At 66.6% G+C, this 23340-nt stretch carries 21 protein-coding genes and 3 tRNA genes; 18 read left to right on the plus strand and 6 right to left on the minus strand.

From position 1 onward, the window contains the following. Positions 1–21: 21 nt before the first annotated feature. From QFZ23_RS08000 to QFZ23_RS08010, 3 genes are all read left to right on the plus strand, one after another. Entirely contained in the window at positions 22–1050 is a 1029-nt protein-coding gene (locus tag QFZ23_RS08000) for a DMT family transporter (protein ID WP_306921932.1), read from the plus strand. Positions 1051–1263: 213 nt separating this feature from the next. Next, a complete protein-coding gene (locus QFZ23_RS08005; protein ID WP_306921935.1) occupies positions 1264–2649 on the plus strand; it encodes a glycine--tRNA ligase in 1386 nt (461 codons plus the stop codon). A 2-nt stretch (positions 2650–2651) separates the two neighbouring features. Beyond that, positions 2652–3614: a GNAT family N-acetyltransferase gene (locus QFZ23_RS08010; RefSeq protein ID WP_306921937.1), complete on the plus strand. Its 963-nt coding sequence runs from the start codon at positions 2652–2654 to the stop codon at positions 3612–3614. A gap of 53 nt (positions 3615–3667) precedes the next feature. Here the strand turns inward: QFZ23_RS08010 and QFZ23_RS08015 are convergent, their stop codons facing one another. Both QFZ23_RS08015 and QFZ23_RS08020 read right to left on the minus strand, forming a co-directional pair. Next, a complete protein-coding gene (locus QFZ23_RS08015; RefSeq protein ID WP_306921939.1) occupies positions 3668–4528 on the minus strand; it encodes a lysophospholipid acyltransferase family protein in 861 nt (286 codons plus the stop codon). Between the two features lie 131 nt (positions 4529–4659). Beyond that, positions 4660–5421, minus strand: a complete 762-nt coding sequence (locus QFZ23_RS08020) for an alpha/beta hydrolase (protein WP_306921941.1) — start codon at positions 5419–5421, stop codon at positions 4660–4662. Between the two features lie 53 nt (positions 5422–5474). Here QFZ23_RS08020 and QFZ23_RS08025 point away from each other — a divergent pair, with 53 nt between their 5' ends. The 6 genes from QFZ23_RS08025 (at position 5475) to QFZ23_RS08050 (ending at position 12000) form a co-directional block, all read left to right on the plus strand. After that, positions 5475–6944 carry a YibE/F family protein gene (locus tag QFZ23_RS08025; RefSeq protein WP_306921942.1) on the plus strand — a complete coding sequence of 490 codons (1470 nt, stop codon included), beginning with the start codon at positions 5475–5477 and terminating at the stop codon, positions 6942–6944. A gap of 127 nt (positions 6945–7071) precedes the next feature. Further along, positions 7072–8253 (plus strand): tRNA dihydrouridine synthase DusB, encoded by a 1182-nt coding sequence (gene dusB / locus QFZ23_RS08030; RefSeq protein ID WP_306921944.1) that lies wholly within the window; start codon positions 7072–7074, stop codon positions 8251–8253. Next, positions 8237–9550 carry a deoxyguanosinetriphosphate triphosphohydrolase gene (locus QFZ23_RS08035; protein WP_306921946.1) on the plus strand — a complete coding sequence of 438 codons (1314 nt, stop codon included), beginning with the start codon at positions 8237–8239 and terminating at the stop codon, positions 9548–9550. Before dusB ends, QFZ23_RS08035 begins: the two co-directional genes overlap by 17 nt. Positions 9551–9622: 72 nt before the next feature. Continuing rightward, positions 9623–11629: a DNA primase gene (dnaG, locus tag QFZ23_RS08040; protein ID WP_306921948.1), complete on the plus strand. Its 2007-nt coding sequence runs from the start codon at positions 9623–9625 to the stop codon at positions 11627–11629. 100 nt (positions 11630–11729) lie between these two features. Beyond that, positions 11730–11802, plus strand: a tRNA-Asn gene (locus tag QFZ23_RS08045). A 125-nt stretch (positions 11803–11927) separates the two neighbouring features. Then, a tRNA-Asn gene (locus QFZ23_RS08050) sits at positions 11928–12000 on the plus strand. A 103-nt stretch (positions 12001–12103) separates the two neighbouring features. On the opposite strand, the gene QFZ23_RS08055 is transcribed toward QFZ23_RS08050, so the two are convergent. From QFZ23_RS08055 to QFZ23_RS08065, 3 genes are all read right to left on the minus strand, one after another. After that, a complete protein-coding gene (locus tag QFZ23_RS08055) occupies positions 12104–12511 on the minus strand; it encodes a hypothetical protein (protein ID WP_306921950.1) in 408 nt (135 codons plus the stop codon). Positions 12512–12608: 97 nt separating this feature from the next. After that, on the minus strand, positions 12609–12788 hold the full coding sequence (locus QFZ23_RS08060) for a hypothetical protein (RefSeq protein WP_102970802.1): 180 nt from the start codon (positions 12786–12788) through the stop codon (positions 12609–12611). A 42-nt stretch (positions 12789–12830) separates the two neighbouring features. Then, a complete protein-coding gene (locus tag QFZ23_RS08065; RefSeq protein ID WP_306921952.1) occupies positions 12831–14051 on the minus strand; it encodes a multidrug effflux MFS transporter in 1221 nt (406 codons plus the stop codon). Between the two features lie 180 nt (positions 14052–14231). Between QFZ23_RS08065 and QFZ23_RS08070 the strand changes: the two genes are divergently transcribed. The 6 genes from QFZ23_RS08070 (at position 14232) to QFZ23_RS08095 (ending at position 19602) form a co-directional block, all read left to right on the plus strand. Then, positions 14232–15113, plus strand: a complete 882-nt coding sequence (locus QFZ23_RS08070; protein ID WP_306921954.1) for a phage holin family protein — start codon at positions 14232–14234, stop codon at positions 15111–15113. Positions 15114–15196: 83 nt separating this feature from the next. Then, entirely contained in the window at positions 15197–15820 is a 624-nt protein-coding gene (locus QFZ23_RS08075) for a CDP-alcohol phosphatidyltransferase family protein (protein ID WP_306921957.1), read from the plus strand. Further along, positions 15820–16728: a DMT family transporter gene (locus tag QFZ23_RS08080; protein ID WP_306921959.1), complete on the plus strand. Its 909-nt coding sequence runs from the start codon at positions 15820–15822 to the stop codon at positions 16726–16728. Before QFZ23_RS08075 ends, QFZ23_RS08080 begins: the two co-directional genes overlap by 1 nt. A gap of 108 nt (positions 16729–16836) precedes the next feature. Next, complete coding sequence (locus QFZ23_RS08085; RefSeq protein WP_306921960.1) at positions 16837–18033, plus strand: glycosyltransferase; 1197 nt, start codon at positions 16837–16839, stop codon at positions 18031–18033. A gap of 164 nt (positions 18034–18197) precedes the next feature. After that, a tRNA-Ile gene (locus QFZ23_RS08090) sits at positions 18198–18271 on the plus strand. Between the two features lie 140 nt (positions 18272–18411). Then, positions 18412–19602, plus strand: coding sequence for an acyl-CoA dehydrogenase family protein (locus QFZ23_RS08095; protein ID WP_306921962.1), 1191 nt, complete (start codon positions 18412–18414; stop codon positions 19600–19602). 18 nt (positions 19603–19620) lie between these two features. On the opposite strand, the gene QFZ23_RS08100 is transcribed toward QFZ23_RS08095, so the two are convergent. After that, the gene (locus tag QFZ23_RS08100; protein WP_306921964.1) at positions 19621–20181 is read right to left on the minus strand and encodes a M23 family metallopeptidase; all 561 of its coding nucleotides are present in this window, start codon (positions 20179–20181) and stop codon (positions 19621–19623) included. A 423-nt stretch (positions 20182–20604) separates the two neighbouring features. Here QFZ23_RS08100 and rpsB point away from each other — a divergent pair, with 423 nt between their 5' ends. The 3 genes from rpsB (at position 20605) to pyrH (ending at position 23281) form a co-directional block, all read left to right on the plus strand. After that, entirely contained in the window at positions 20605–21456 is an 852-nt protein-coding gene (rpsB, locus tag QFZ23_RS08105; protein ID WP_306921966.1) for a 30S ribosomal protein S2, read from the plus strand. 126 nt (positions 21457–21582) lie between these two features. Next, entirely contained in the window at positions 21583–22419 is an 837-nt protein-coding gene (gene tsf / locus QFZ23_RS08110) for a translation elongation factor Ts (RefSeq protein WP_306921968.1), read from the plus strand. 124 nt (positions 22420–22543) lie between these two features. Beyond that, entirely contained in the window at positions 22544–23281 is a 738-nt protein-coding gene (gene pyrH, locus QFZ23_RS08115) for a UMP kinase (RefSeq protein ID WP_236807821.1), read from the plus strand. Positions 23282–23340: the final 59 nt, after the last annotated feature.

The following is a 23340-nucleotide window of genomic DNA, read 5'->3' on the forward strand; positions in this document are numbered from 1 at the left end:
GCCTGACGTAAGGTGAAACGAATGACCCATGCACCCCGGCTGCCCCTTGCCGTGGGCCTTCCGATGGCCGTGGCCTCCGGGCTTGCCATCCCCGTCCAGGGGCGGATCAACGGCGCCCTTGGTGCCCGACTCGGGGACGGGATAGCCGCCGCCGTCGTCAGTTTCAGCACCGGGCTTATCCTGATGGTCATCGTGTCCCTGCTGGCTCCGCGCGGACGGGCCGGGCTCGCCCAAATCCTGCCCGCCCTGCGGGAACACCGCTTCCCGCCGTACTACGCGCTCGCAGGCGGCATCGGCGCCTTCTTCGTCTTCGCGCAGTCCTTCACCGTGGGGCTGCTGGGCATCGCTCTTTTCACCGTGGCAACCGTCACCGGACAGACACTCAGCGGCCTGCTCGTGGACCGCCTGGGCATCGGTCCGGCAGGCAAGAAGTCCGTGACCGGCATCCGCGTCATTGGCTGCATCCTCACCATCGCGGCCGTCTCCTGGGCGGTGTCACCCCGGTTCGCAGGCGGCGCTGCGGGCGCTACAGGCGCAGCCGGCAGCGCGGCAGGCGCAGCCGGCAGCGCGGCAGGGGCTGCCGATCCCACAGCGCTCCTGCTGCCGATTATCCTGCCGGTTCTGGCAGGGTTCCTGATGAGCTTCCAGCAGGCCATGAACGGCACCGCCACCGTGCACTATGGGACGCCGATAGCGGCCACGCTGGTGAACTTCGTCGCCGGCACCTGCGTGCTGTGGGTTGCCTGGTCCATCAAGGTGGCCGTCGCCGGGCCGGCCGACCCGCTGCCGGGGGAGTGGTGGTACTACCTCGGCGGCCCCATGGGCTGCGTGTTCATCGGCCTTGGCGCGCTGCTGGTTCGCAGCCTCGGCGTGCTGGTGACCGGACTCGGAATGATCGCCGGGCAGCTCCTGGGGTCGCTCGGCCTCGACCTGCTGGTGCCCACGCCGGGCACCGTGGTGGAGGCTGCCACTGTTCTGGGAACCCTGCTGACCCTCGCCTCCATCGTCGTGGCCACCCTGCCCTGGCCGCGTGGCGCCTTCCGGAGGTGAGGACGCCTGCCCTGGCCGCGTGGCGCCTTCCGGAGGTGAAGAGGCCTTCCCGAGACAAGGGCGCCTTCCGGAGGAAGCTCCCGGTAGGCTAGGACTCGCAGCTTCCTGCACAGTTTTTCCCTTTCACACGCCCCCGCCCGGCATCCAGCCGCGGTCCAGGGCCAGAGACACCGCGGACCGCACCCAGCGGCCCTGTAGAAATTGGAGTTCCCCATGGCAGCAAAATCCGTCCTCGACCAGGTCATTTCCCTTTCCAAGCGGAGAGGTTTCGTTTTCCAGGCCGGCGAGATCTACGGAGGCTCGCGTTCCGCTTGGGACTACGGACCCCTCGGTGCCGAGCTGAAGGAAAACATCAAGCGCCAGTGGTGGCAGTCCGTGGTGCGCGGCCGCGAGGACGTGGTGGGCCTGGACTCCTCAGTGATCCTGCCCCGCCAGGTATGGGAAGCCTCCGGCCACGTCGAGGTCTTCTCCGACCCCCTCGTCGAATGCCTCTCCTGCCACAAGCGCTACCGTGCGGACCACCTCGAAGAGGAATACGAGGAGAAGAAGGGCCGCCCCGCCGAGAACGGCCTTAAGGACATCGCCTGCGCCAACTGCGGAACCCGCGGCGAATGGACCGAGCCGCAGGAATTCTCCGGCCTCCTGAAGACCTTCCTGGGCCCGGTGGCCAGCGACGAGGGGCTGCACTACCTGCGCCCCGAAACCGCCCAGGGCATCTTTGTGAACTTCAACAACGTGCTCACCACTTCCCGGAAGAAGCCCCCGTTCGGCATCGGCCAGATCGGCAAGTCCTTCCGCAACGAGATCACACCCGGCAACTTCATCTTCCGCACCCGTGAGTTCGAGCAGATGGAAATGGAATTCTTCGTGGAGCCGGGCACGGACGAAGAGTGGCACCAGTACTGGATGAAGGAACGCATGTCCTGGTACACGGACCTGGGCATCCGTGAAGAGAACCTGCGCTTCTTCGAGCACCCGCTGGACAAGCTCAGCCACTACTCCAAGGGCACCACGGACATCGAGTACCGCTTCGGTTTCCAGGGCTCCGAGTGGGGCGAGCTCGAAGGCATCGCCAACCGCACCGACTTCGACCTCTCCACGCACGCCAAGGCCTCCGGCACAGACCTCAGCTACTTCAACCAGGCCACCAACGAGCGCTTCACCCCGTACGTGATTGAGCCGGCCGCCGGCCTGACCCGGTCCTTCATGGCCTTCCTCATCGACGCCTACACCGAGGACGAGGCCCCGAACGCCAAGGGCGGCGTGGACGTCCGCACCGTGCTCAAGCTTGACCCGCGGCTCGCCCCGGTCAAGGCCGCGGTGCTGCCGCTCAGCCGCAACGAGGACCTCTCCCCGAAGGCGAAGGACCTTGGCACCCAGCTCCGCAAGAACTGGAACATCGACTTCGACGACGCCGGCGCCATCGGCCGCCGCTACCGCCGCCAGGACGAGATCGGCACCCCGTTCTGCATCACCGTGGACTTCGACACGCTCGAGGACCAGGCGGTCACCATCCGTGAACGCGACACCATGAGCCAGGAACGCGTGTCCCTGGACAAGGTGGAGGGCTACCTGGCCACACGGCTGATCGGCGCCTAGCCGTGGCGATCCAATACCGCGAATGGCGCGAGGGAGACGACCTCGCCCTGCTGGAGGTCTGGGGCGACCCGGAAACCGTCCAGGCGGGGCAGTTCCGCGGCACCCTCGCGCCCTCCGGCAACGCGCCGTGGCGGCGCTGCATCGTGGCCGAGGACGTCGTGGACGGCGTGGCCATCCCAGTTGCCGCCGGCGTGGTCCACGAGGCCAGCCTGCACCCGGAGCGGCTGTGGGTGTACGTCGAGGTGGCCCGGGACCACCGCCGGTCAGGCATCGGTTCCACGCTGCTCATGATGCTGCGCCGCGAGGCGGAGGGATCGCCGTCGGGCGTTACCCGGCTGCGCTGCAAGGTGGAGCCGGGCACCACTGGCGCCGCCTTCGCGGAGGCGGCGGGGCTCACCCCGATCCAGCACACCCGGCTCGTCGTCGTGGAGCCGGCAGCCCTGAAGCTGCCCGTCTTCGGTGACGGTTCCGAGGAAGCGGCGTCGGAGCGCATCGAGGACCTGGCCACCGGTTCGGTGGAGCTGTCCGACGTCGTGGGCCGGTACTATTCTTCCGTCCACGGCTGGGACAGCCCGGGCGAACTGGGCATCGGCACGGTACAGCGGCTCTTCCTGGATGAGCTCAGCGGTGCGCACGGCGCGATCGTGCTGCGCGCCCCGAAAGCCAGCGCCTTCGGGTCCGGCGTGCCGGCAAGCCGCAAAGGCAAGATCCAGGCCTTCGCGATCAGCTATGCCCAAGGCAACTCTGATCACCCCTCCGATGTGTTCCTCGGCCACGAGCCGGAGCTGGACGCCGACGAGGCCCAGGCCGCGGTCCGTGACCTCCTGGCCCTCATCGCGTACCAATACCCGGTACTCATGGAAGTGGACGATTCAATGGCAGCGCTGCGTGCCGTCGTCGGGCCCCTAATGGAAGCGGGCAAGGCCCGCCGGCAGGGCTCCGAGACGTTCGTCGTCTCCGACTGATCCGTCTACGTAGCAGCACAGGGCGTTCCCAGGCCTGGGAACGCCCTGTGCTGCTACATACCTGGGCTGTTCCCCTCTGGGCCCGCTGCTGTTCGGGAAGTACGACGGCGATCCCTCGCCAGATCGGCCGCATCAAGCCTTTGGCGTTCCGCCTCGGAGATGGCGCCGCCGCCGAGGTCCGCCGGCATCCACCAGTCGCCCGGCCGCGCCGCCACGGGAAAGCTGGCGATGGCGGCGTCGATGCCCGCCTGGAGCGTCCTGCGGAGCCGCGCCGTTTCAGCCTCTGCATCGATGCCAGCGGCCAGATGCACCGGCTCGCTGATATGCACGCGCACTGGCGCGCGAGGGATGCGGTGCAGTGGAAGGCCGTTGCCGCGGGTCAGGATCCGGTGGGCACCCCAGACGGAGACCGGAATGAGCGGCACGCCCGCCTCGGCTGCCATCCGCACGGCCCCCGTTTTGCATTCGCGGACTTTGAAGCTGCGGCTCACGCCGGCCTCAGGCATGACGGCCAGGTATTCGCCGGCACGGAGCCTGGCCACGGCATCATCGTAGGCCGCAGTTCCCGAACCGTGGCGCACCACCACCTGGCCCGCCGCGCTGATGAAAGGACCCGCCAGCCAGTGGTCCGCGGCTCCCTGGTGGATCATGAACCGCAGCTGCCCGCGGTTGTGCCGCCACAACACCAGCTCGGCAGCGGCGAAGTCCAGATAGCCGAAATGGGTGATGGCGACGACGGCACCCCGGCCCGGGAGCACCGCTCTCGCCGCCTTGCGGCCACTTCGCGCTGCATCACCGGGCAGGTTTTGTTGCCCGGTCACGATCAGGCGGATCCGGAACAGCCACCGCAGGAACAGGCCGGTCCGGACGAGGAGGCGGTAGAAGCGGTCGCTGGCGGCGGGGGTCCAGGGCATACGGTCCTCGGAGGCCTTCAGTGCCGCCGCGGCGGCCAGGGTACAAAGCCGCTGGTGGACTGCATGTATTCACGGTAGCGGGGACGGCCTGACATTGCCTCCCCCGTGAGAAAGTGGTCGCCTCACTATTCTCAGAGGACCAACGGCAGTGCCTCGCCGGACGGGGGAAGCACCCTGTCCAGGGCTGCGGCGGACGCGGAGGGCCCTGACCCGGGAACTCCGGTCCGTTCCATGAAGGCCTTCATAAGGAACCCGGTGGCCAGCCTGTGCCACAGCCGGACCCGCCGGACCATGAAGTGCCCCGCCCCGCGGAGGGAGACGTACCGCATCTCAGTCGCCCCCGCCGCCGCGCGCCGCGCGAACCGCAGTGAGGCCGAGGGACTCGTCCACCGGTCCTCGTTCCCGTGTACGATCAGGACTTTCCGTCCGGCAACCGCGGAAACGGGAGTGGCATCATCGAGCCACGGAGCCAAAGCCACCACGGCGTCCACGTTCGGTTCGTCCGCGGCGCAGATCGCGGTGAGTCCGCCCATCGAATGCCCCAGCAGGTAGATGGGCACGCCGGGGTGCTCCGCCCGGATCCTTGCCAGCGCCCAGCGCGCATCCTTCAGCGGGGTCATGTCCTCGCCGTTCCAGCCCCGCACGCTGTTCCGCAGGATCCACACCGCCAGGCCCTGTTTCCGGCCGGCGGTGTGCAGGTGGCGGGCGAACGGCACCATCCGCGCAGGGCTTAGATGCCGGGCCTGGACCGGCTCGAAACTGTGCGACTTGCCGCCGTGCAGCACCAGGGCCACGCCGCGGGTGGGACCGGAAGGGGCCAGAACCGTCAGCACCGCTTCGTGGTCAGTTCGGCGTTGGCTCACTGCTGCATCCTCCGACACTTCGTCGTTCATTTATCAACCCTATGGCGGGCCCCGTAGAGTTCAAGCATGAGGTTTAGCTGCTGATGGGTGCAGGTCACTCCCACGGTCATACAGGACATTCGGAGCCGACGGCGGAAGCGATGGCCGCCCGCAGGAAAGCAAACAGGATTCTGGCCGCGGTGCTGGTCCCGCTGACCCTGCTGACCCTCGCGGCCATGGCGGCGCTTTGGCCCTCCGGCAGCAAGGAAGGCCTGACCCTGGCCAACCCTTATGCCGCCGCTCCCGGCGTCACCTTCGACACCGGGCGGATCCAGCGCGTCGTCACCGAGAGCTGCACCCCGGCGACAGCCGGAGACTCGGCAGCGCAGGGCAGCACAGCCCAGGGCAATACAGGCGGCGGCTCGCAGTGCACCTTTGCGTTCACCGAGCCGGACAAGGGCGGCAACCCGGTCAAGGTGGTGATCAACCCGGACATCGCCAAGTCGCACGGGGTGAAGGTGGGAGACAACATCCGCTACCTGAACCTGTCCCACGCTCAGGCGGCCGCCACCGGCGCCGATGCCCCGGCGGCCCAAGGGTCGCCGTCGTACATCTTTGTAGACTTTGTCCGCACCATGCCAATCATCCTGCTGGCCATCCTCTACGCCGTCGTGGTGGTGGCCGTGGCGCGCTGGCGCGGGCTGCGCGCCCTGATCGGCCTCGTCGGTGCTTATTTTGTGCTGGGCAGCTTCATGCTCCCCGGCCTCGTCGAGGGCAAGCCGCCGCTCCTGCTGGCCCTCGTCGGCTCCACGGTGATCATGATCGGGGTGCTGTACTTCGCACACGGCTTCTCGGCGCGGACCTCGACGGCGTTGCTGGGCACCATTTTCGGGCTGGGCATCACCGCGCTGCTGGCGGCCTGGGCCACCGACGCGGCGAACCTCGCAGGGGTGGGAAGCCACGACGCCGCCACGCTCGTGAACATCTCGGACCACATCTCCATCTCCGGCATCATCCTGTGCGGCCTCATCATCTCCGGGCTCGGCGTGCTGAACGACGTCACCACCACGCAGTCCTCCGCGGTGTGGGAACTGTACGAACTCGCGCCCAACACGAGCGCCCGGAAGCTGTTCTCCTCGGCCATGCGGATCGGCCGCGACCACATCGCCTCCACTGTGTACACCATTGCGTTTGCCTACGCCGGCGCCGCCCTGCCCATCCTCATCATCGTGATGCTCTACAACCGTCCGCTGGGGGAGGCGCTGACCAGCGCCGAACTGTCCGAGGAGGTCATCCGCACCCTGGTCGGTTCAATCGGCCTGGTCCTGGCAATTCCGGTCACCACGCTGATCGCCGTGCTGGTGGTCAAGGCCACGGGCATCCGGTCGGCTGAACAGCCCGGGCAGCCCTCGGATGCCGATCACCGGCCGGGCGGCCGTGCCGCCGTAACGGCCGACGACGTCGAGGACACCGGCGCGCTCGCGGCCGCCGCGGTGGTGGCTGGCCGGGAAAACGCCGACGCCGGTGCGCCGCCGGCGACCCGGCGGGGACGGCGTGCCGCCCAGCAGGAGTAGCTACAGCGGGACTAGATACAACGGGATTGGGTGCCGGGGGTGACTCCAGCGGGATTGCGTGCCGCCGTCGGCATCCTGCCGCTTCCCGGCTTTGAGAGGATTTGCCCGCCTTTGAGACAATGGACGGGTGACTGTTGTAGCAACGCCTCCCGCCCCCCGGCTGGAACTTCCGCCGCTGAAACTCGGCCCCATCACCGTGGACACCCCGGTGGTGCTCGCCCCCATGGCCGGAATCACCAATACCGCCTTCCGCAGGCTCTGCCGTGAATACGGCGGCGGGCTGTACGTGGCGGAGATGGTCACCTCCCGTGCCCTCGTGGAGCGCACGCCGGAATCGCTGCGCATCATCTCCCACGACGACGACGAGAAAGTCCGTTCCGTCCAGCTCTACGGCGTGGACCCCGTCACTGTGGGTGCGGCCGTCCGCATGCTGGTGGAGGAGGACCGGGCGGACCACATCGACCTCAACTTCGGCTGCCCCGTGCCCAAGGTCACGCGGCGCGGCGGCGGTTCGGCTCTGCCCTGGAAGATTGATCTTTTCACCTCCATCGTCCAGACCGCCGTCCGTGAGGCGTCCAAGGGCGGCATTCCCCTGACCATCAAGATGCGCAAGGGCATCGACGATGACCACCTGACTTATCTCGACGCTGGCCGGATCGCGCGTGATTCCGGTGTTGCCGCCGTCGCCCTTCACGGCCGCACGGCGGCTCAGTTCTACTCGGGCCAGGCGGACTGGTCCGCTATCGCCCGCCTGCGGGAGGCGTTGCCGGACATTCCGGTGCTGGGCAACGGCGACATCTGGTCTGCCGAGGACGCCGTCCGCATGGTCCGCGAAACCGGCATCGACGGTGTCGTGGTGGGCCGCGGCTGCCAGGGCCGGCCCTGGCTGTTCGGCGACCTGCAGGCGGCGTTCGAAGGCAGCGACCAACGGCACCGGCCCGGCCTGCGCGAGGTGGCCGAGGGCGTCTACCGGCATGCCGAACTCATGGTCGAAACCTTCGGCAACGACGAATACAAGGCGCTGCGGGAGATCCGCAAGCACATGGCCTGGTACTTCAAGGGCTACGTGGTGGGCGGGGAACTACGGGCGAAACTGGCCACCGTGCCCACACTCGAAGTGCTCCGCGAACTGCTGGACCAGCTGGACATGGACATGCCGTACCCCGGCGTCGACTCTGAAGGGCCGCGCGGGCGTGCCGGTTCACCCAAGAGGCCGGCCCTGCCCAAGGACTGGCTGCTGAGCCGCCAGCTGAACGAGGACCAGTCGCGCGACATCGCCGCGGCGGAACTGGATGTGTCCGGTGGCTGAAAGCCGGCTGGCGGAAGCCCGCACCACCCCGCAGGCGCTGCCGGGCTACGAAGCCCACGATTCCGCCCGCTGGGTGGAGGAGCCGCCCAAGAGCACGTACCGTTCGGACTTCGAGCGTGACCGCGCCCGCGTGCTGCACTCCTCGGCCCTGCGCAGGCTCGGCGCCAAGACGCAGGTGGTTGCCCCGGACACCGACGACTTTGTCCGCACCCGGCTGACGCACAGCCTCGAGGTGGCCCAGGTGGGCCGGGAACTTGGCCGCGCCCTCGGCTGCGACCCCGACGTGGTGGACACCGCCTGCCTCAGCCACGACCTCGGGCACCCGCCGTTCGGGCACAACGGGGAATCGGCTCTCAACGAGATGGCCCACGCCATCGGCGGGTTCGAGGGCAACGCCCAGACATTGCGTCTGCTCACCCGGCTCGAGCCGAAGGTCCTCGACACCGAAGGCCGGCCCGCCGGCCTGAACCTCACCCGGGCCAGCCTTGACGCGGCCGCAAAATACCCGTGGTCCGCCTTGGACGCCCCCGTGATCCACGGCCAGCGGACCAGCAAGTTCGGCGCCTACGAGGACGACCTGCCCATCTTCAACTGGATCCGGGAAGGCGCCCCCGAACGGCGGTCCTGCCTCGAGGCGCAGGTCATGGACCTCGCGGACGACATCTCGTACTCGGTCCACGACGTTGAGGACGCGATCGTGGCCGGCCACTTCCAGCTGCGCTGGATGGACAACCCGGACCACCGGGCGCGCGTGGTGGGGTACGCCAAGCAGTGGTACCTGCCGCACAACGATCCCGCCGCCATCGATGCGGCCCTGGCGCGGCTGGAAGCTACCGACGTCTGGGTGCGCGAGGCGGACGGCAGCCGCAAGTCCATGGCGGCGCTGAAGGACATGACCAGCCAGCTCATTGGCCGCTTCTGCCAGAGCGCACTGGAAACCACCCGCGCCGTCTACGGTCCGGCGAACCTGACCCGGTACAACGCCGAGCTCATGGTTCCGGACGAGACCGTCATGGAGATTGCGGTGATGAAGGGCCTGGCCACCACCTTCGTGATGACCACGGACCACCGGCAGCCCATCTACGAACGCCAGCGCGAGGTGCTTCATGCCCTGGTCACGGCGCTGAACGCCTCCGGGGACCGCCACCTCGAGCCCATGTTCGCGGCGGACTGGCGGGAAGCTCCCGACGACGCCGCCCGGCTCCGCGTGGTCATTGACCAGGTGGCATCGCTGACGGACGGTTCCGCGCTGGCCATGTACGAACGGCTCGTGGGCAGCCTGCCGTCCCTGTGGTGAGATTGGACGCACCAGTCCGCCAAGGGCCGGAACTCGGGCTCATGCCGAGTTGCCAAGGACTAGGATTGCTTCGTGGCTGGGCTGATTAAACGGGAAGATATCGATGAAGTCCGCCAGCGCACGGACATCAAGGAAGTCGTCGACGGCTACGTCACGCTCAAGGGCGCCGGCCTCGGCTCCTACAAGGGCCTGTGCCCCTTCCACGACGAGCGCTCGCCGTCGTTCACCGTCCGCCCGCAGGTGGGCCGCTACCACTGCTTCGGCTGCGGCGAGGACGGCGACGTCATCTCGTTCGTGCAGAAGCTGGACCACACCTCCTTCCACGAGGCCGTGGAGAAGCTGGCCGCGCGGATCGGGTACGAGCTCCGCTACGAGGACGGTGGCACCGGACCCAGCCGCGAGGAAGTGGGCAAGCGCCAGCGGCTCCTGGACGCCCACAAAATCGCCGACGAGTTCTTCCGCGCCCAGCTGCTCACCGCCGGCGCCGCTGAGGGCCGGAAATTCCTGCAGCAGCGCGGCTTCGACCGGGCAGCGGCCGACCACTTCGGCGTCGGTTACGCACCCCAGGGCTGGGACGCGCTGCTCAAGCACCTGCGCGGCAGGGGTTTCACCGATGCCGAACTGAAGCTGACCGGGATGTTCTCCGCCGGGGGACCCGGAAATCAGCAGAGAATCTACGACCGCTTCCGCGGCCGCCTGATCTGGCCCATCCGGGACATCGCCGGCGACACCATCGGCTTCGGCGCCCGCAAGCTGTACGAGGACGACCAGGGCCCCAAGTACCTCAACACCCCGGAAACCACGCTCTACAAGAAGTCCCAGGTGCTGTACGGGATCGACCTTGCCAAACGGAACATCGCCAAGGACCGGCAGCTGGTGGTGGTGGAAGGCTACACGGACGTCATGGCCTGCCACCTCGCGGGAATTCCGACGGCCGTGGCCACCTGCGGTACGGCGTTCGCTGCCGACCACATCAAGATTGCCCGCCGGCTGCTGTCCGACGACGGCACCGGGGGAGAGGTCATCTTCACCTTCGACGGCGACGCGGCCGGCCAGAAGGCCGCCCTGCGGGCCTTTGAAGAGGACCAGCGTTTCGTGGCCCAGACCTACGTGGCCGTCGAACCCACCGGGGCCGACCCCTGCGACCTGCGCCAGACGCGGGGGGACGCCGCCGTCCGCGAGCTGATCAGTTCCCGGCGCCCGCTTTTCGAATTTGCCATCCGCGCCACCCTGCGCCGGCACAACCTGGACACCGTGGAGGGGCGGGTGGCCGCGCTGCGCGAGTCCGCCCCCGTTGTGGCCCAGATCCGCGACGCCGGGCTCCGGCCCGGCTATGCCCGGGAACTGGCGGGGTGGCTGGGGATGCCCATTGAGGACGTCACGCGGGCTGTAGCGGCCGCCGCGAAGCGCGGGGCACCGGGTGCGCAGGCGTCCGGGGCGCAGGGTCCCGGCTCGCAGGCGGGCGGAGCCCAAGCCGGCGGGGCAGCCGCCCGGTCCGGCGGTGCAGGATACAACTCAACCGGATACAACTCAGCCCCGGGGAGCGGCCAGAACGCACCCGGCGTAGCGGCGCTCCCGCCGTCGGGCGTTCTTCCGTCCTTCCACCGTCCGGATCCCCGGGACCCGGTGGCGTCCATGGAGCGGCAGGCCCTCGAGGTGGCGCTGCAGGAGCCGGCAATGCTGGGCGGCGCGGCCTGGGAGCGGTTCGCGACCGCCCGGTTCGCCACGCCCGCCTACCAGGCCATCCACGACGCCATCCGCGCCACGGCTCCCGGCTTCTCGGGGGATGCCGTGCAGTGGGTGGAGGCATTGCGGCAGGAGGTTCCCGAGCCCCTGCAGCCGCTGGTTTCGGAGCTCGCTGTGGTTCCGCTGCCTGCCCATACCGCCGAAGCGGTGCAGAAGTACTGCCGGGACATCCTCGCCAGGCTGTTCGAGCTGCAGATCACCCGCGTGAAGGCGGACAAGCTGGGGCAGCTGCAGCGCCTGGATGCCGCTACCCACCCCGAGGAGTTCCAGCAGCTGAACCGGGAGCTCATGATGCTCGAAATGGAGCGCCGGTCGCTGCGCTCCGATGCCTAGCGTGGAGCAGCGCCCCGTCTCCACGGCCGGGTCTCCGGAGACGGAAAGACGCCGATTTCGTTTCCGGGCCGGGTGTTTGCTAGGCTAGTACCCGCTTCATTCCTCCTTAGCTCAATTGGCAGAGCATTCGACTGTTAATCGAAGGGTTGCTGGTTCAAGTCCAGCAGGAGGAGCGCACAGTCCCCGTTCCGGGTTCCGGAACGGGGACTTTTTTATACCCCGGAGGGGTATGTGTGCCCAGCATTGGCGCCGATTTCACATTGAGGCGGAACGTTTGCTAATGTCATACCTGCTTCATTCCTCCTTAGCTCAATTGGCAGAGCATTCGACTGTTAATCGAAGGGTTGCTGGTTCAAGTCCAGCAGGAGGAGCGCACAGTCCCGCGGTTGGCCCAAGAGTCGGCCGCGGGACTTTTTTGTGCCGTCAGTGCTGTGCCAGAGCGTGTGGCCAGATTGTGTGCCAGACGGTGCGGGGTCAGACGAAATCCATCTCCACCTGGAGGAAGCGCTCGGCCTCGGCGATGGCGGCTTCAAACGCTTCCCTCTCCGTGGGGGACTTCCGCGGTTCGCGGGGGTGCCACTCGTGGGGCGAGGAGTGCACGCGCGTGAAGCCGCTGTCGGGCGGGGCATAGAAGATGCCGAACCGCTGGACGGGCCATTCGGGGGAGGTCTCGGGGGCCACCAGCAGGGCAGCATTGAAAGCCGGGTTGAACCACTGGGCTATGGGCCGGCGCCGGTCCTCAGTGAAAAGCCCCGCCGCATAGAGCGCTGCCGACTGCGCACTGGTCTGGGTGCACAGCCGGTCCCACCACAACGGCAGTATGCCGGAGTCGCACCGCTGCCACGTGGCCGGAAGTGGAGGATGATCCTGCCAGTGGGGCACGTAACAACTTTATCGCGCAGGTACCCAAGCGAACAGATGGCCCGGCGTCGGTCGCCTCCTCTCTGGAGGCATGGCGTGGCTCAGGGGAAGCGGCGGGTCAGGGCCTGTTCCACGGTCCCGGATTGACGCGGTATAGCAGCGCAGAACCGACGACGGCGCCTACCAGGATGCCCAGTGCCGCGTTGCCCATCATCCTGCCGGCGAAGAAGCCGGCCACCGCGCCGAGGATGGCTCCGAGGAACAGCCCTCGGCCGTTGCGGTGGGGTTTGCGGGTCATGCTGCCAGCCTACCCGCCGCGGCTGCCGCAGCCTGCCGGGAGTCAGTGGATGGAGGGCACCGTCCGGGGCCGGACCACGAGCCACAAGGCCGCCGCGGCGAGGAAGATGCAGCAGGCCTGGACGGCACCCATGGGAGTGGCGGAGTTACCTCCCAGCCACCCCACGACCGGGGAGATGATGCCCGCCATCAGGAACGTGGACGCGCCCAGCAGGGACGCGGCTGTGCCAGCCTGTGCGCCGTGGCTGGCCAGCGCCAGGACCTGCACGCAGGGGAAAGTGAACCCGGTGCCCAGGATGTAGAACCACAGCGGCACCATGACGCCCCAGAGGCCCAACCCCAACTGGTCGAACACCACGATCAGCACGGCCATCAGGAACATCCATGCGGTGGAGCAGGCCAGGATCCACTGCGGCGGGACCCGCTTTATCAGCCGGGAACTCGTCTGGACCCCCGCAACGATGCCCAGCGAGTTGATGCCAAAGAGCAGTCCGTACTGCTGGGGTGAGAACCCGAAGACGTCCTGGAACAGGAACGGGGAAGCCGAGAGGTAGGTAAACAGACCGCCGAAGTTCATTCCGCCCAGCATCAGCAAGCCCACGAAGATGCGGTCGGAGAAGAGCACACCGTACCGCTGCCGGGCCGTCAGGCCGGACTGGCCCCGCTTCTCCCGCGGCAGTGTCTCCCGGACAAGCACGACGGCGGCAAGGATCACCGCCGTGCCGTAGCAGGCCAGGAACACGAAGATGCCCGGCCACGTCATGACCAGCAGAAGCTGGGATCCAATAACGGGCGCCAGGATGGGCGCGAGCCCGTTGACCAGTGCCATCCGGGAAAACATCCGGACCATGGCGTACCCGCTGAACAGGTCGCGGACCATGGCCATCGCCACCACGCCGCCGCCGGCAGCGCCGATGCCCATGAGGACCCGGAATACGCCCAAGGTGGTGATGTCGGTGGAGAGCGCCGCTCCCAGCGAGGCGGCGATGTGCAGCGCGGTCGCCAGGATCAGCGGGAGCCGGCGCCCGAACTTGTCGCTGAAAGGACCCACCACCAGCTGCCCCAGGGCAAACCCGACGGTGGTGCCGGTCAGGGTCAGCTGGACGGCAGCTTCCGAGACGTTGAGGCTCGCTTCCAGGGCGGGGAAGGCGGGCAGGTAGAGGTCCACGGTGAACGGCCCGAGGGCGGTGAGGGCGCCGAGTAGAAGGATGTATAGGAATTTCTGCCGGCGGCTGAGCGCATCGCCCGGGTTGGTGGTGGTCACAGAGAACCATCCTAGGGCTGACAGATCAGACTTTTACAGCGTTGGAGGGCTCGCCGGGGCTATTTCCAGAAGTTCCGGCTGACCCTGAATGATAGTTTTGTCAGCGGGGGAGCGCGGGCGCACCGGGAACCCCCGAAGCAGCGAAGAAAAATCGACGACAGAACCAGTTAGGCGGAACCTATGAGCGGGCGTCACAGCGGGCGGGCCAACCAAGGACTGCGTATCACTGCGCTGCCAAAATCCTTGAGGCTCGCCATCAAACTCGTGCCACGCCAGCTCAATGATGAGATCGCGCTGGCCAAGATTGAGGCAAAGCGCAAAGGCAAGCAGCTTGGCGTCGCCGGGGCCTTCTTCGGGGTGGCCGCCGTCTTCCTGGCCCTGCTCATCACCGGGCTGGTCGTTGCGGCCATCATGGGCCTGGCCACCATCATGCCGGCCTGGCTGGCGGCCCTGCTCGTCAGCGCGGTCTTCCTGCTCATTGCCCTGATTGGCGGGCTCATCGGCCTCCGGAAGTTCAAGCAGGCCATGCCGCTGATTCCCGAGGACACCGTCCGCGGCCTCAGGCACGACCTGGGCATCGCGAAGGAGGGCTCGGACTTCGACGCCGCCGTGCTTGATCCCAACTCACCCCAGGCCAAGGCCGCCGCCGAAGCAAAGGCCGCCGAGAAGGCCAGGGAGAAGGCGGACAAGGAAGCCAAGAAGGCTGCCGAGGCCGTGGACGTTCCCGTGCCCACCGAGCCTGAACTCCGCCGCCGGCTGAAGCAGCGCCGTGAACACCTCACCGGTGTGCGGGATGAGCTTGGCGAGGAACTGGACGTCAAGACCCAGGCCCAGGCTCTCCTCGGCGTCGCGAGGCACCGCGCCGCGGAGGGCAACGAGAAGTTCCAGGAGGCCCGCGGACGTGTGGCCGAACGCTTTGCCGCCGTGTCGGCGTCGGCCCGCTCCGGGGCTTCGGAAGCCTCGCTGCCCGGCCAGCTGGAGGCGCGGTGGAAGCCGCTCCTTGCCCTCGCGGCCTCCACCGCCGTCCTGCTCGCCCTGCTGCGGAAACTCTTCAAGAGCTGAGCCTTGCCCTGAACGAAGAGCCCTGAACGAAGACCCCTGATCGAAGACTGTACGAGGCCGCCGGCCGTGGAGAGGGAGGCCTGATGAGATTCATCGGCGCTGGTTCCCGTCCTGGCCAGCCGCACGTCGATCGCGATCTGATCTTCACCGTCCCGAATTTCCTCACGGTGCTGCGCTTCATGGGCGTGCCGATCTTCATCTGGCTTGTGCTGGCCCAGAAAGAATACGGACTTGCCGTGCTGGTGCTGGCCATCATGGGCAGCACCGACTGGGTGGATGGTTACATCGCCCGGCGGTTCAACCAGACCTCCAAACTGGGGCGCGTCCTGGATCCCATCGCCGACCGGCTGGCCCTGATAGCCGTCGCGGTCACCCTGGTGATCGCCGGCGTCGTGCAGTGGTGGTACCTGGCGGCGCTCGTCGTTCCCGACGCCGTCCTGCTGGGCATGTCGCTGTTCTACTTCCGCGGACACCCGGACCTGCCCGTCAGCCTCGTGGGCAAGGCCCGCACCGGCCTGCTGCTGCTGGGAACTCCGCTCCTGGTGCTGTCCAAGCTGTCCACTCCGTTCGCCGGGGCTTGCTTCGTCGCGGCCTGGGTGGTCCTGGGGCTGGGGCTCGTTGGCCACTGGATTGCCGCCTACAACTATTTCTGGGCGATCCGGCGCAAAGGAAAAATGCAGACGGCCGACGACGGCGGGAACAACTGATGGTCTGGGTTGCGGTTTTGCTCGCGGTCATGGGCGCCTTTTGCCTCGCCTTTGGTGCCCAGCGCCAGGGCAGTGCCGTCAAGGCAGACACGGGCGGTCTGGCGCTGAGCTCCAACGGTTTCCTGCGCCTCCTGCGGAACCCCCGGTGGGTCTTCGGCCTCCTCCTGCTCTGCATGGGTATGGCGATGAACGCCGTAGCGCTGGTCACGGCACCCCTCACTGTGGTGCAGCCCATCGGCGCCATTGCCTTGGTGATCACCACCGTGGTCAACACCAAGGACCAGGGCTTGAGCATCAACCGCGCCACGGTGGTGGCGATCACCCTGTGCGTTACGGGATCGGCACTGTTCGTCCTGCTGGCCGTCAACGTCACGCAGGAAAGCCACCACGTCACGCCTGAAGACGAACTCACCATTGTGCTGCTGCTTTCCCTGGCGGTGGGCATCTTCGGCAGCCTCGCCGCCATGTTCAAGAACCGCATGAGCGCGTTCATTTACATCCTGGGTGCCGGCATCCTGTTCGGTTTCGTGGCCGTGCTGACGCGGATTATCGGCAAACACCTGCTGGATCCGAACGGCCTGCTCCTGCTGAACGTGCCGTGGTATTCGGTGGTGGCGATCGCAGCGGCCGGGGGACTGGGGTCCTGGTTCGTCCAAAGCGCGTACTCCACGGGTCCGCCGGATCTGGTGATTGCGGGCCTCACCGTGGTCGACCCCATTGTGGGCATCGCGATCGGCATCACGATCCTTGGCGAGCTGCGCCCCGATGTCCACGCCGTCTTGGCGATTGCCATGGGTACGGCGGCAACCCTTGCTATCGTGGGGGTAATCGCCCTTTCAAGACACCATCCCGAGGTCACCAAACGGAAGAAGGACGTTCGGAAGGCCACGGGCAGGGCGCCCCACTAGCCGATTTGTTACTGCGGACCAGGCAAGAATGTGCCGGTGCATTACGTGCCGGCACCGGCCGGTGTGGTCAGCCGCAGCCGACCACCATGACCACCAGGAGCTTTCTACGTGACCATGCCCGACGCCCAGCGTCCACTGACCATCCTCATCGCGGCGGACACGTATCCGCCCCACGTTAACGGAGCCGCCCAGTTCGGCTACCGGCTGGCCAAGGGCATGACGGCACGCGGACACAACGTCCACGTGCTGGCCTGCCGGCAGGACAAGGGCAAGAGCTATACGGAGTTCCGAGCCGAAGCCACTGTCCACCGCCTCCGCTCGCACGGCGTTTTCACGCACGAGTACTTCAGGATCTGTTTCCCGTGGGAGATCAAGAAGGAAATCAGCCTGCTGTTCGACAAGGTCCAGCCGGACGTGGTGCACATCCAAAGCCACTACATGATCGGCGAGCACGTCCTGTACGAGGCCGTGAAGCGCGGCGTCCGCATCGTCGCCACCAACCACTTCATGCCGGAGAACCTTAACCCGTTCCTGCCGTTCCCGCAGTGGTTCAAGGACATCATCGGGAAGATCTCCTGGAGGGACATGGGGAAGGTCATGGGCCAGGCGGACGTCGTCACCACTCCCACCCCGCTGGCCGCCAAGGCGATGCACCAGCATGCCTTCCTGCGCAAGGTGCTGCCGCTATCCAACGGCATCGACTCGGCAGCATACGAGCTCAAGCCCGACGAGGTCATTGAGCCGCACGAACACCCGACCGTGCTGTTTGCCGGGCGGTTGGCTGAGGAGAAGCACGTTGACGTGCTGATCAAGGCGGTGGCCGACACCCCTGCCGACCTGAATGTCCATCTTGAAATCGTCGGCGGCGGCGAGGTGCGCCCGTCGCTCGAGGCCCTGGTGGAACGGCTCGGACTGCAGAACCGGGTGAAGTTTTTGGGCCTGGCCAGCGATGACGAACTCCGCGAGGCCTATATCCGGGCCGACCTGTTCTGCATGCCCGGTACTGCGGAATTGCAGTCACTGGTGACCCTGGAGGCCATGTCCGCATCGACGCCCGTCCTGCTGGCGGACGCCATGGCCCTTCCGCACTTGGTTCGCGACGGCGAAAACGGCTACCTGTTCACGCCGAATGACAGTGCGGACCTCGCGGAGAAAATCACCCGGATTTTCCGCCTGCCGGCCGAAGAGCGAAAAGCCATGGGCAAGGCCAGCCGCTGCATGGTGGAACCGCACAGCATCCAGGGGACTCTGCAGACGTTCGAGGACCTGTACTACGGGGCGAGCTACGAGGACAAGGTCGTTTAGGGTTCAGGGCCGTCCAAGGTCCAGGTCGTCTGAGGGTCAGCGGTATCTGAAGTGGTCTGAAGCGCTTCGCCGGTTTGCTAGAGTGAATCTGCCCCGCCGACGACGGGCCCCTTCCGGGCCGGCGCTGGCCGGGGCGCACCTCCCGGTATGCGGGGCCGGTGCATGGGGCTATAGCTCAGCTGGTTAGAGCGCGGGACTCATAATCCTAAGGTCCTCGGTTCAAGTCCGAGTAGCCCTACCTCCAGAGCCCTGATCTGCGTCTTCGCGGATCAGGGCTCTTTCCATTTTCCGCGATGCTGCGATATGTTACTGACCAGTAACTATCCCGCCGGTGCCGTGTTGTTTCATCGCGGACGCTGGCCAGTGCGAAGGAGCGCCATGTCCGCCGCTGCAACCGACATCAACAGCCTGCCCTACGCCGACGGCGACTTCTTCGCCTTCGAGCAGCTGCTCAGTTCCAAGGAGCAGGACAGGCTGGCCGAGGTCCGTTCCTTCCTGGCCCGGGAAGTAAAGCCGATAGCGGTGGACTGCTGGAACCGCGGCGAATTTCCCCTGGATCTGATTCCCAAGCTGGCCGAGCTGGACCTCGTCAGCCCGGTGCGCCGCCAGGGATATTCCAATCTGTTCGCCGGCATCGTGCACGCGGAAGTTACCCGCGCGGACACGTCCATCGCCACCTTCATGGGTGTGCACGACGGGCTTTTCACCGGCTCCATCGAAGCCCTGGCGTCCCGGGAGCAGCAGGAGGCCTGGCTGCCGGACATCTACTCGCTGCGCAAGATCGGGGCCTTCGGGTTGACCGAACCCCTGGGCGGTTCCGACGTCGCCGGCGGCACGCGCACCACGGCCAGGCGGGACGGCGACCGCTGGATCCTCAACGGCGCCAAGCGCTGGATCGGCAACGCAACCTTCTCCGACTGGGTAGTGGTCTACGCGCGCGATGTGGCCGACAACCAGGTCAAGGCTTTCCTCGTGGACACGGCGCTGCCGGGGTTCAGTGCAACGAAGATCGAGAACAAGATTTCGCTGCGGACGGTGCAGAATGCCGATATCACCCTCGACAATGTGGCGGTGCCGGACTTCTTCAAGCTGGCCAACGCCAACAGCTTCCGCGACACCAACAAGGTCCTGAAGGTCACACGCCTTGCCGTCGCCTGGCAGGCGGTAGGCCAGCAGTTAGCCGCCTTCGACGTGGCCCGGAGCTACGCCGTGGAGCGGCACCAGTTCGGGCGTCCGCTGGCTTCCTTCCAGCTGGTGCAGAGCCAGCTGGTCCAGATCCTGGGGAACGCGGTGAGCTCCATGGGCATGATGGTGCGGCTCTCCCAGCTCGAGGATGCCGGCCAGGCCAAGGATGAGCAGTCAGCCCTCGCCAAGGCGTTCACCACCGCGCGGATGCGGGAGAGTGTTGCCATCGGCCGCAGCCTCCTTGGCGGAAACGGCATTGTGACGGACTTCGAGATGGCAAAGATCTTCGCCGACGCAGAGGCCATCTACTCCTACGAGGGCACCCACGAAGTAAACACCCTGGTGGCCGGCCGGGCCATTACCGGCGTCTCCGCGATCGTCTAGCACGGGCGATCGTCTAAGTCAGTTCAGCGGCAGCAGCACCGAGGGCCGCAGGTCCAGGATGAAAGACAGCGGATTGAGGTACTCCTCTCCGCGGCGGACGCCCCAGTGCACGCACGGCGAAGAGCCGCAGTGGCCGGCCAGCAGGGTGCCCACCACGGCACCCTTGGCTACGGAAGCGCCCTTCTTGAGGGTGCTCCGCACCGGTTCAAAGCTGCTGCGGAGGCCATTGCCGTGATCAATGGTGATGACGGGCCGGTCCACCACCACGCCCACAAAGCTGACGGTTCCAGACTCCGGTGCGGTGACCGGACCGCCGTCGGCCGCTGATCCGAGGTCCACGCCCCGGTGCCCGCTCAGCCACGGTTTGTCCGGTGGATCGAACGGACGCAGGACCGCCGGCCGTGGCGCAAGCGGCCAGCTCCAGCCCGCCGGCGCCGGCGTAGTGGCCTGAGAAGTAACGCTGGCAGGGGAAAAGACCGAGCCGGGGGGTGCTCCTGCAGCACACAGTGCTGGTGCAGCGGAAGGTACGGCGGCCGCCGTCGTGAGCAGGAGTACCGCCGCCATCACGTGAGCTTTCATGTCCCCAAGCATGGGCGCCCGATCCGCCTGCCGGAACGGGGCCTTCGGCCTATGTGGAAAACGCCGCCTGGCGCGGCAGATCCGGTGCAGTTGCCGCGGCCCGCTGTAGTACACTTGGTGGAGCAGTTTGCTGTGCCCTCAACGCATTCCCTTTCATGGGTAGCGTCAGCACGCCCCATTCAGGAGTGCGGGGGAGCAGCAGCTGACTACGCGTATCCAGCCCTCCACAACCGGTAAGCAGTTGCTTGCTGCTGCGGAGGATTGCGCCTCTTGCGGTCAGGTCCGGCAACGGTCCTGATGAGATGTGCAATGGATGCCAGGAGCCTGTGCCCGCCTGGGCAAGGCTAAATAACCGTCAACTATTGGCAGGGTAAGAGCGGCCGCGGCCGCTCTCATGAATGACCTGCCGGAAGGAGCGTCGGCATGCCCGTCGTAACCATGCGCCAGCTGCTTGACAGCGGCGTCCACTTTGGACACCAGACCCGCCGTTGGAACCCGAAGATGAAGCGCTTCATCTTCACCGAGCGCAACGGCATCTACATCATTGACCTCCAGCAGTCGCTGTCCTACATCGACCGCGCCTTCGAGTTCGTCAAGGCCACCGTTGCCCACGGCGGCACCGTTCTCTTCGTCGGCACCAAGAAGCAGGCTCAGGAAGCCATCGCCGAGCAGGCCACCCGCGTTGGCCAGCCGTACGTCAACCAGCGTTGGCTCGGCGGCATGCTCACCAACTTCCAGACCGTTGCCAAGCGTATCCAGCGCATGAAGGAACTCGAAGAGATCGACTTCGACGACGTCGCCGGCTCCGCTTACACCAAGAAGGAACTGCTGCTCCTGCGCCGCGAGCTCACCAAGCTCGAGTCCAACCTCGGTGGTATCCGCAACCTGACCAAGGCACCGTCCGTGCTCTGGGTAGTTGACACCAAGAAGGAGCACCTGGCTGTTGACGAGGCCAAGAAGCTCAACATCCCGGTTGTGGCTATCCTGGACACCAACTGCGATCCGGACGAGGTCGACTTCCCGATCCCGGGCAACGACGACGCCATCCGCTCCGTGAACCTCCTGACCCGCGTTGTTGCTGACGCCGTTGCCGAGGGTTTGATCGCCCGCAACCAGCGCGCAACCGGCACCACCGAGACTCCGGAAGAGCCGCTGGCTGAATGGGAGCGCGAGCTCCTCGAAGGCAGCAAGGCCGAGGAAGCTCCGGCTGCCGAGGCTGCTCCCGCCGCTGAGGAAGCCCCGGCGGACGCCGAGGGCACCGACTCCGCGAAGTAACAACTTCATCGGGATTTCCGGGCGCTGTCCGCAGCGTCCGGGCAACTGACAGGATGGCCGCTCACCCAGTGAGCTGCCGTCCTGTCGGTCCGTACACACAAAAATTTTCTAGACAGAGGGGTTCACATGGCGAACTACACTGCCGCTGACATCAAGGCTCTGCGCGAGCGCACCGGCGCCGGCATGATGGATGTCAAGAAGGCTCTCGACGAAGCCAACGGCGACGCCGAGAAGGCGATCGAGATCATCCGCATCAAGGGCCTGAAGGGCGCCACCAAGCGCGAAGGCCGCTCCACCGCTGAAGGCCTGGTTGCTGCCAAGGTCGAGGGCGGCGTCGGCGTAATGATCGAGGTCAACTGCGAGACCGACTTCGTCGCCAAGGCTGACAAGTTCATCCAGCTGGCTGACAAGGTCCTGGCCATCGCCGTCGAGTCTGGCGCTGCCGACCTCGAGACCCTGCTCGCCACCGATGTTGACGGCAAGCCGCTGTCCGAGGTTGTCGTCGAAGAGGGCGCTATCCTCGGCGAAAAGGTTGTTGTCCGCCGCATCGCCCGCATCGAGGGTGCCACGGTTGACGCCTACCTGCACAAGACCTCCAAGGACCTCCCGGCCCAGGTCGGCGTCCTGTTCGCTGTTGACGGCGAAGGCGAAGCAGCTGCAACCGCAGCCCACGACGTCGCCGTGCACATTGCGGCAATGGCCCCGAACTACCTCTCCCGCGAGGACGTTCCGGCGGACCTGGTCGAATCCGAGCGCCGCATCGCCGAGGAAACCGCAAAGGCCGAGGGCAAGCCCGAAGCTGCGATGACCAAGATCGTCGAAGGCCGCGTTACCGGCTTCTACAAGGGTGAGGTCCTGGTTGACCAGGCTTTCGCCAAGGACGCCAAGAAGTCTGTGGCGCAGGTCCTCGAAGAGGCCGGCGTCAAGGGAACCGCCTTCACGCGTTTCCGCGTCGGCTCCTAGTCTGACACGCAAGGGGGTGGCCACTTCGGTGGCCGCCCCTTTTGCATGCACCGGCCACATAAGAATGTGAGCGCTGGCCGGATGCGCGATAACCTAGCTCAGAGTTCACCAACCGGAAGGCACCATGGAAGCCGTCAATACTCCCGTCCAGTCAGAGAAGAGCAGGCGCCGGGTTCTCCTGAAGCTGTCCGGTGAAGTCTTCGGCGGCGGCAAGCTGGGCGTCGACCCGGACACCGTCCGCGCAGTAGCCAAGCAGATCGCCGCAGCCGTTCCCGACGTCGAGGTGGCCATCGTGGTTGGCGGTGGTAACTTCTTCCGGGGTGCCGAACTGTCCCAGAGCGGCATGGACCGGTCGCGTGCCGACTACATGGGCATGCTGGGAACCGTCATGAACTGCCTCGCGCTGCAGGACTTCCTGGAGCAGGCGGGTGTTGAGACCCGGGTCCAGAGCGCCATCACCATGGGACAGGTGGCCGAGGCCTACATTCCGCGCCGGGCCATCCGCCATATGGAAAAGAACCGCGTGGTCATCTTCGGTGCCGGCGCTGGCCTGCCGTACTTCTCCACGGACACCGTGGCTGCCCAGCGCGCACTCGAGGTGCACGCCGACGTCGTGCTGATGGCCAAGAGCGGCGTGGACGGTGTGTACACCGCCGACCCGAAGAAGGACCCGACGGCGGAGAAGCTAGAAAACCTCAGCTACGACGACGCCCTCCGCCGCGACATCCGCGTCATGGACCAGACCGCAATGACCATGTGCAAGGACAACAAGCTCTCCATGGTGGTGTTCGGCATGGAAGGCGAAGGCAACGTCACGCGCGCCATCCGCGGCGAAAAGCTGGGAACGCTGGTCACACCCTAGTTACAGCTAGGATATTTCTAGGACGGTTCCGCCCATTGGGTGGGACCAGGATTATGAAA

This window comes from Arthrobacter globiformis, from assembly GCF_030818015.1.
In the GTDB taxonomy this organism is placed as follows: Bacteria; Actinomycetota; Actinomycetes; order Actinomycetales; family Micrococcaceae; genus Arthrobacter; species Arthrobacter globiformis_C.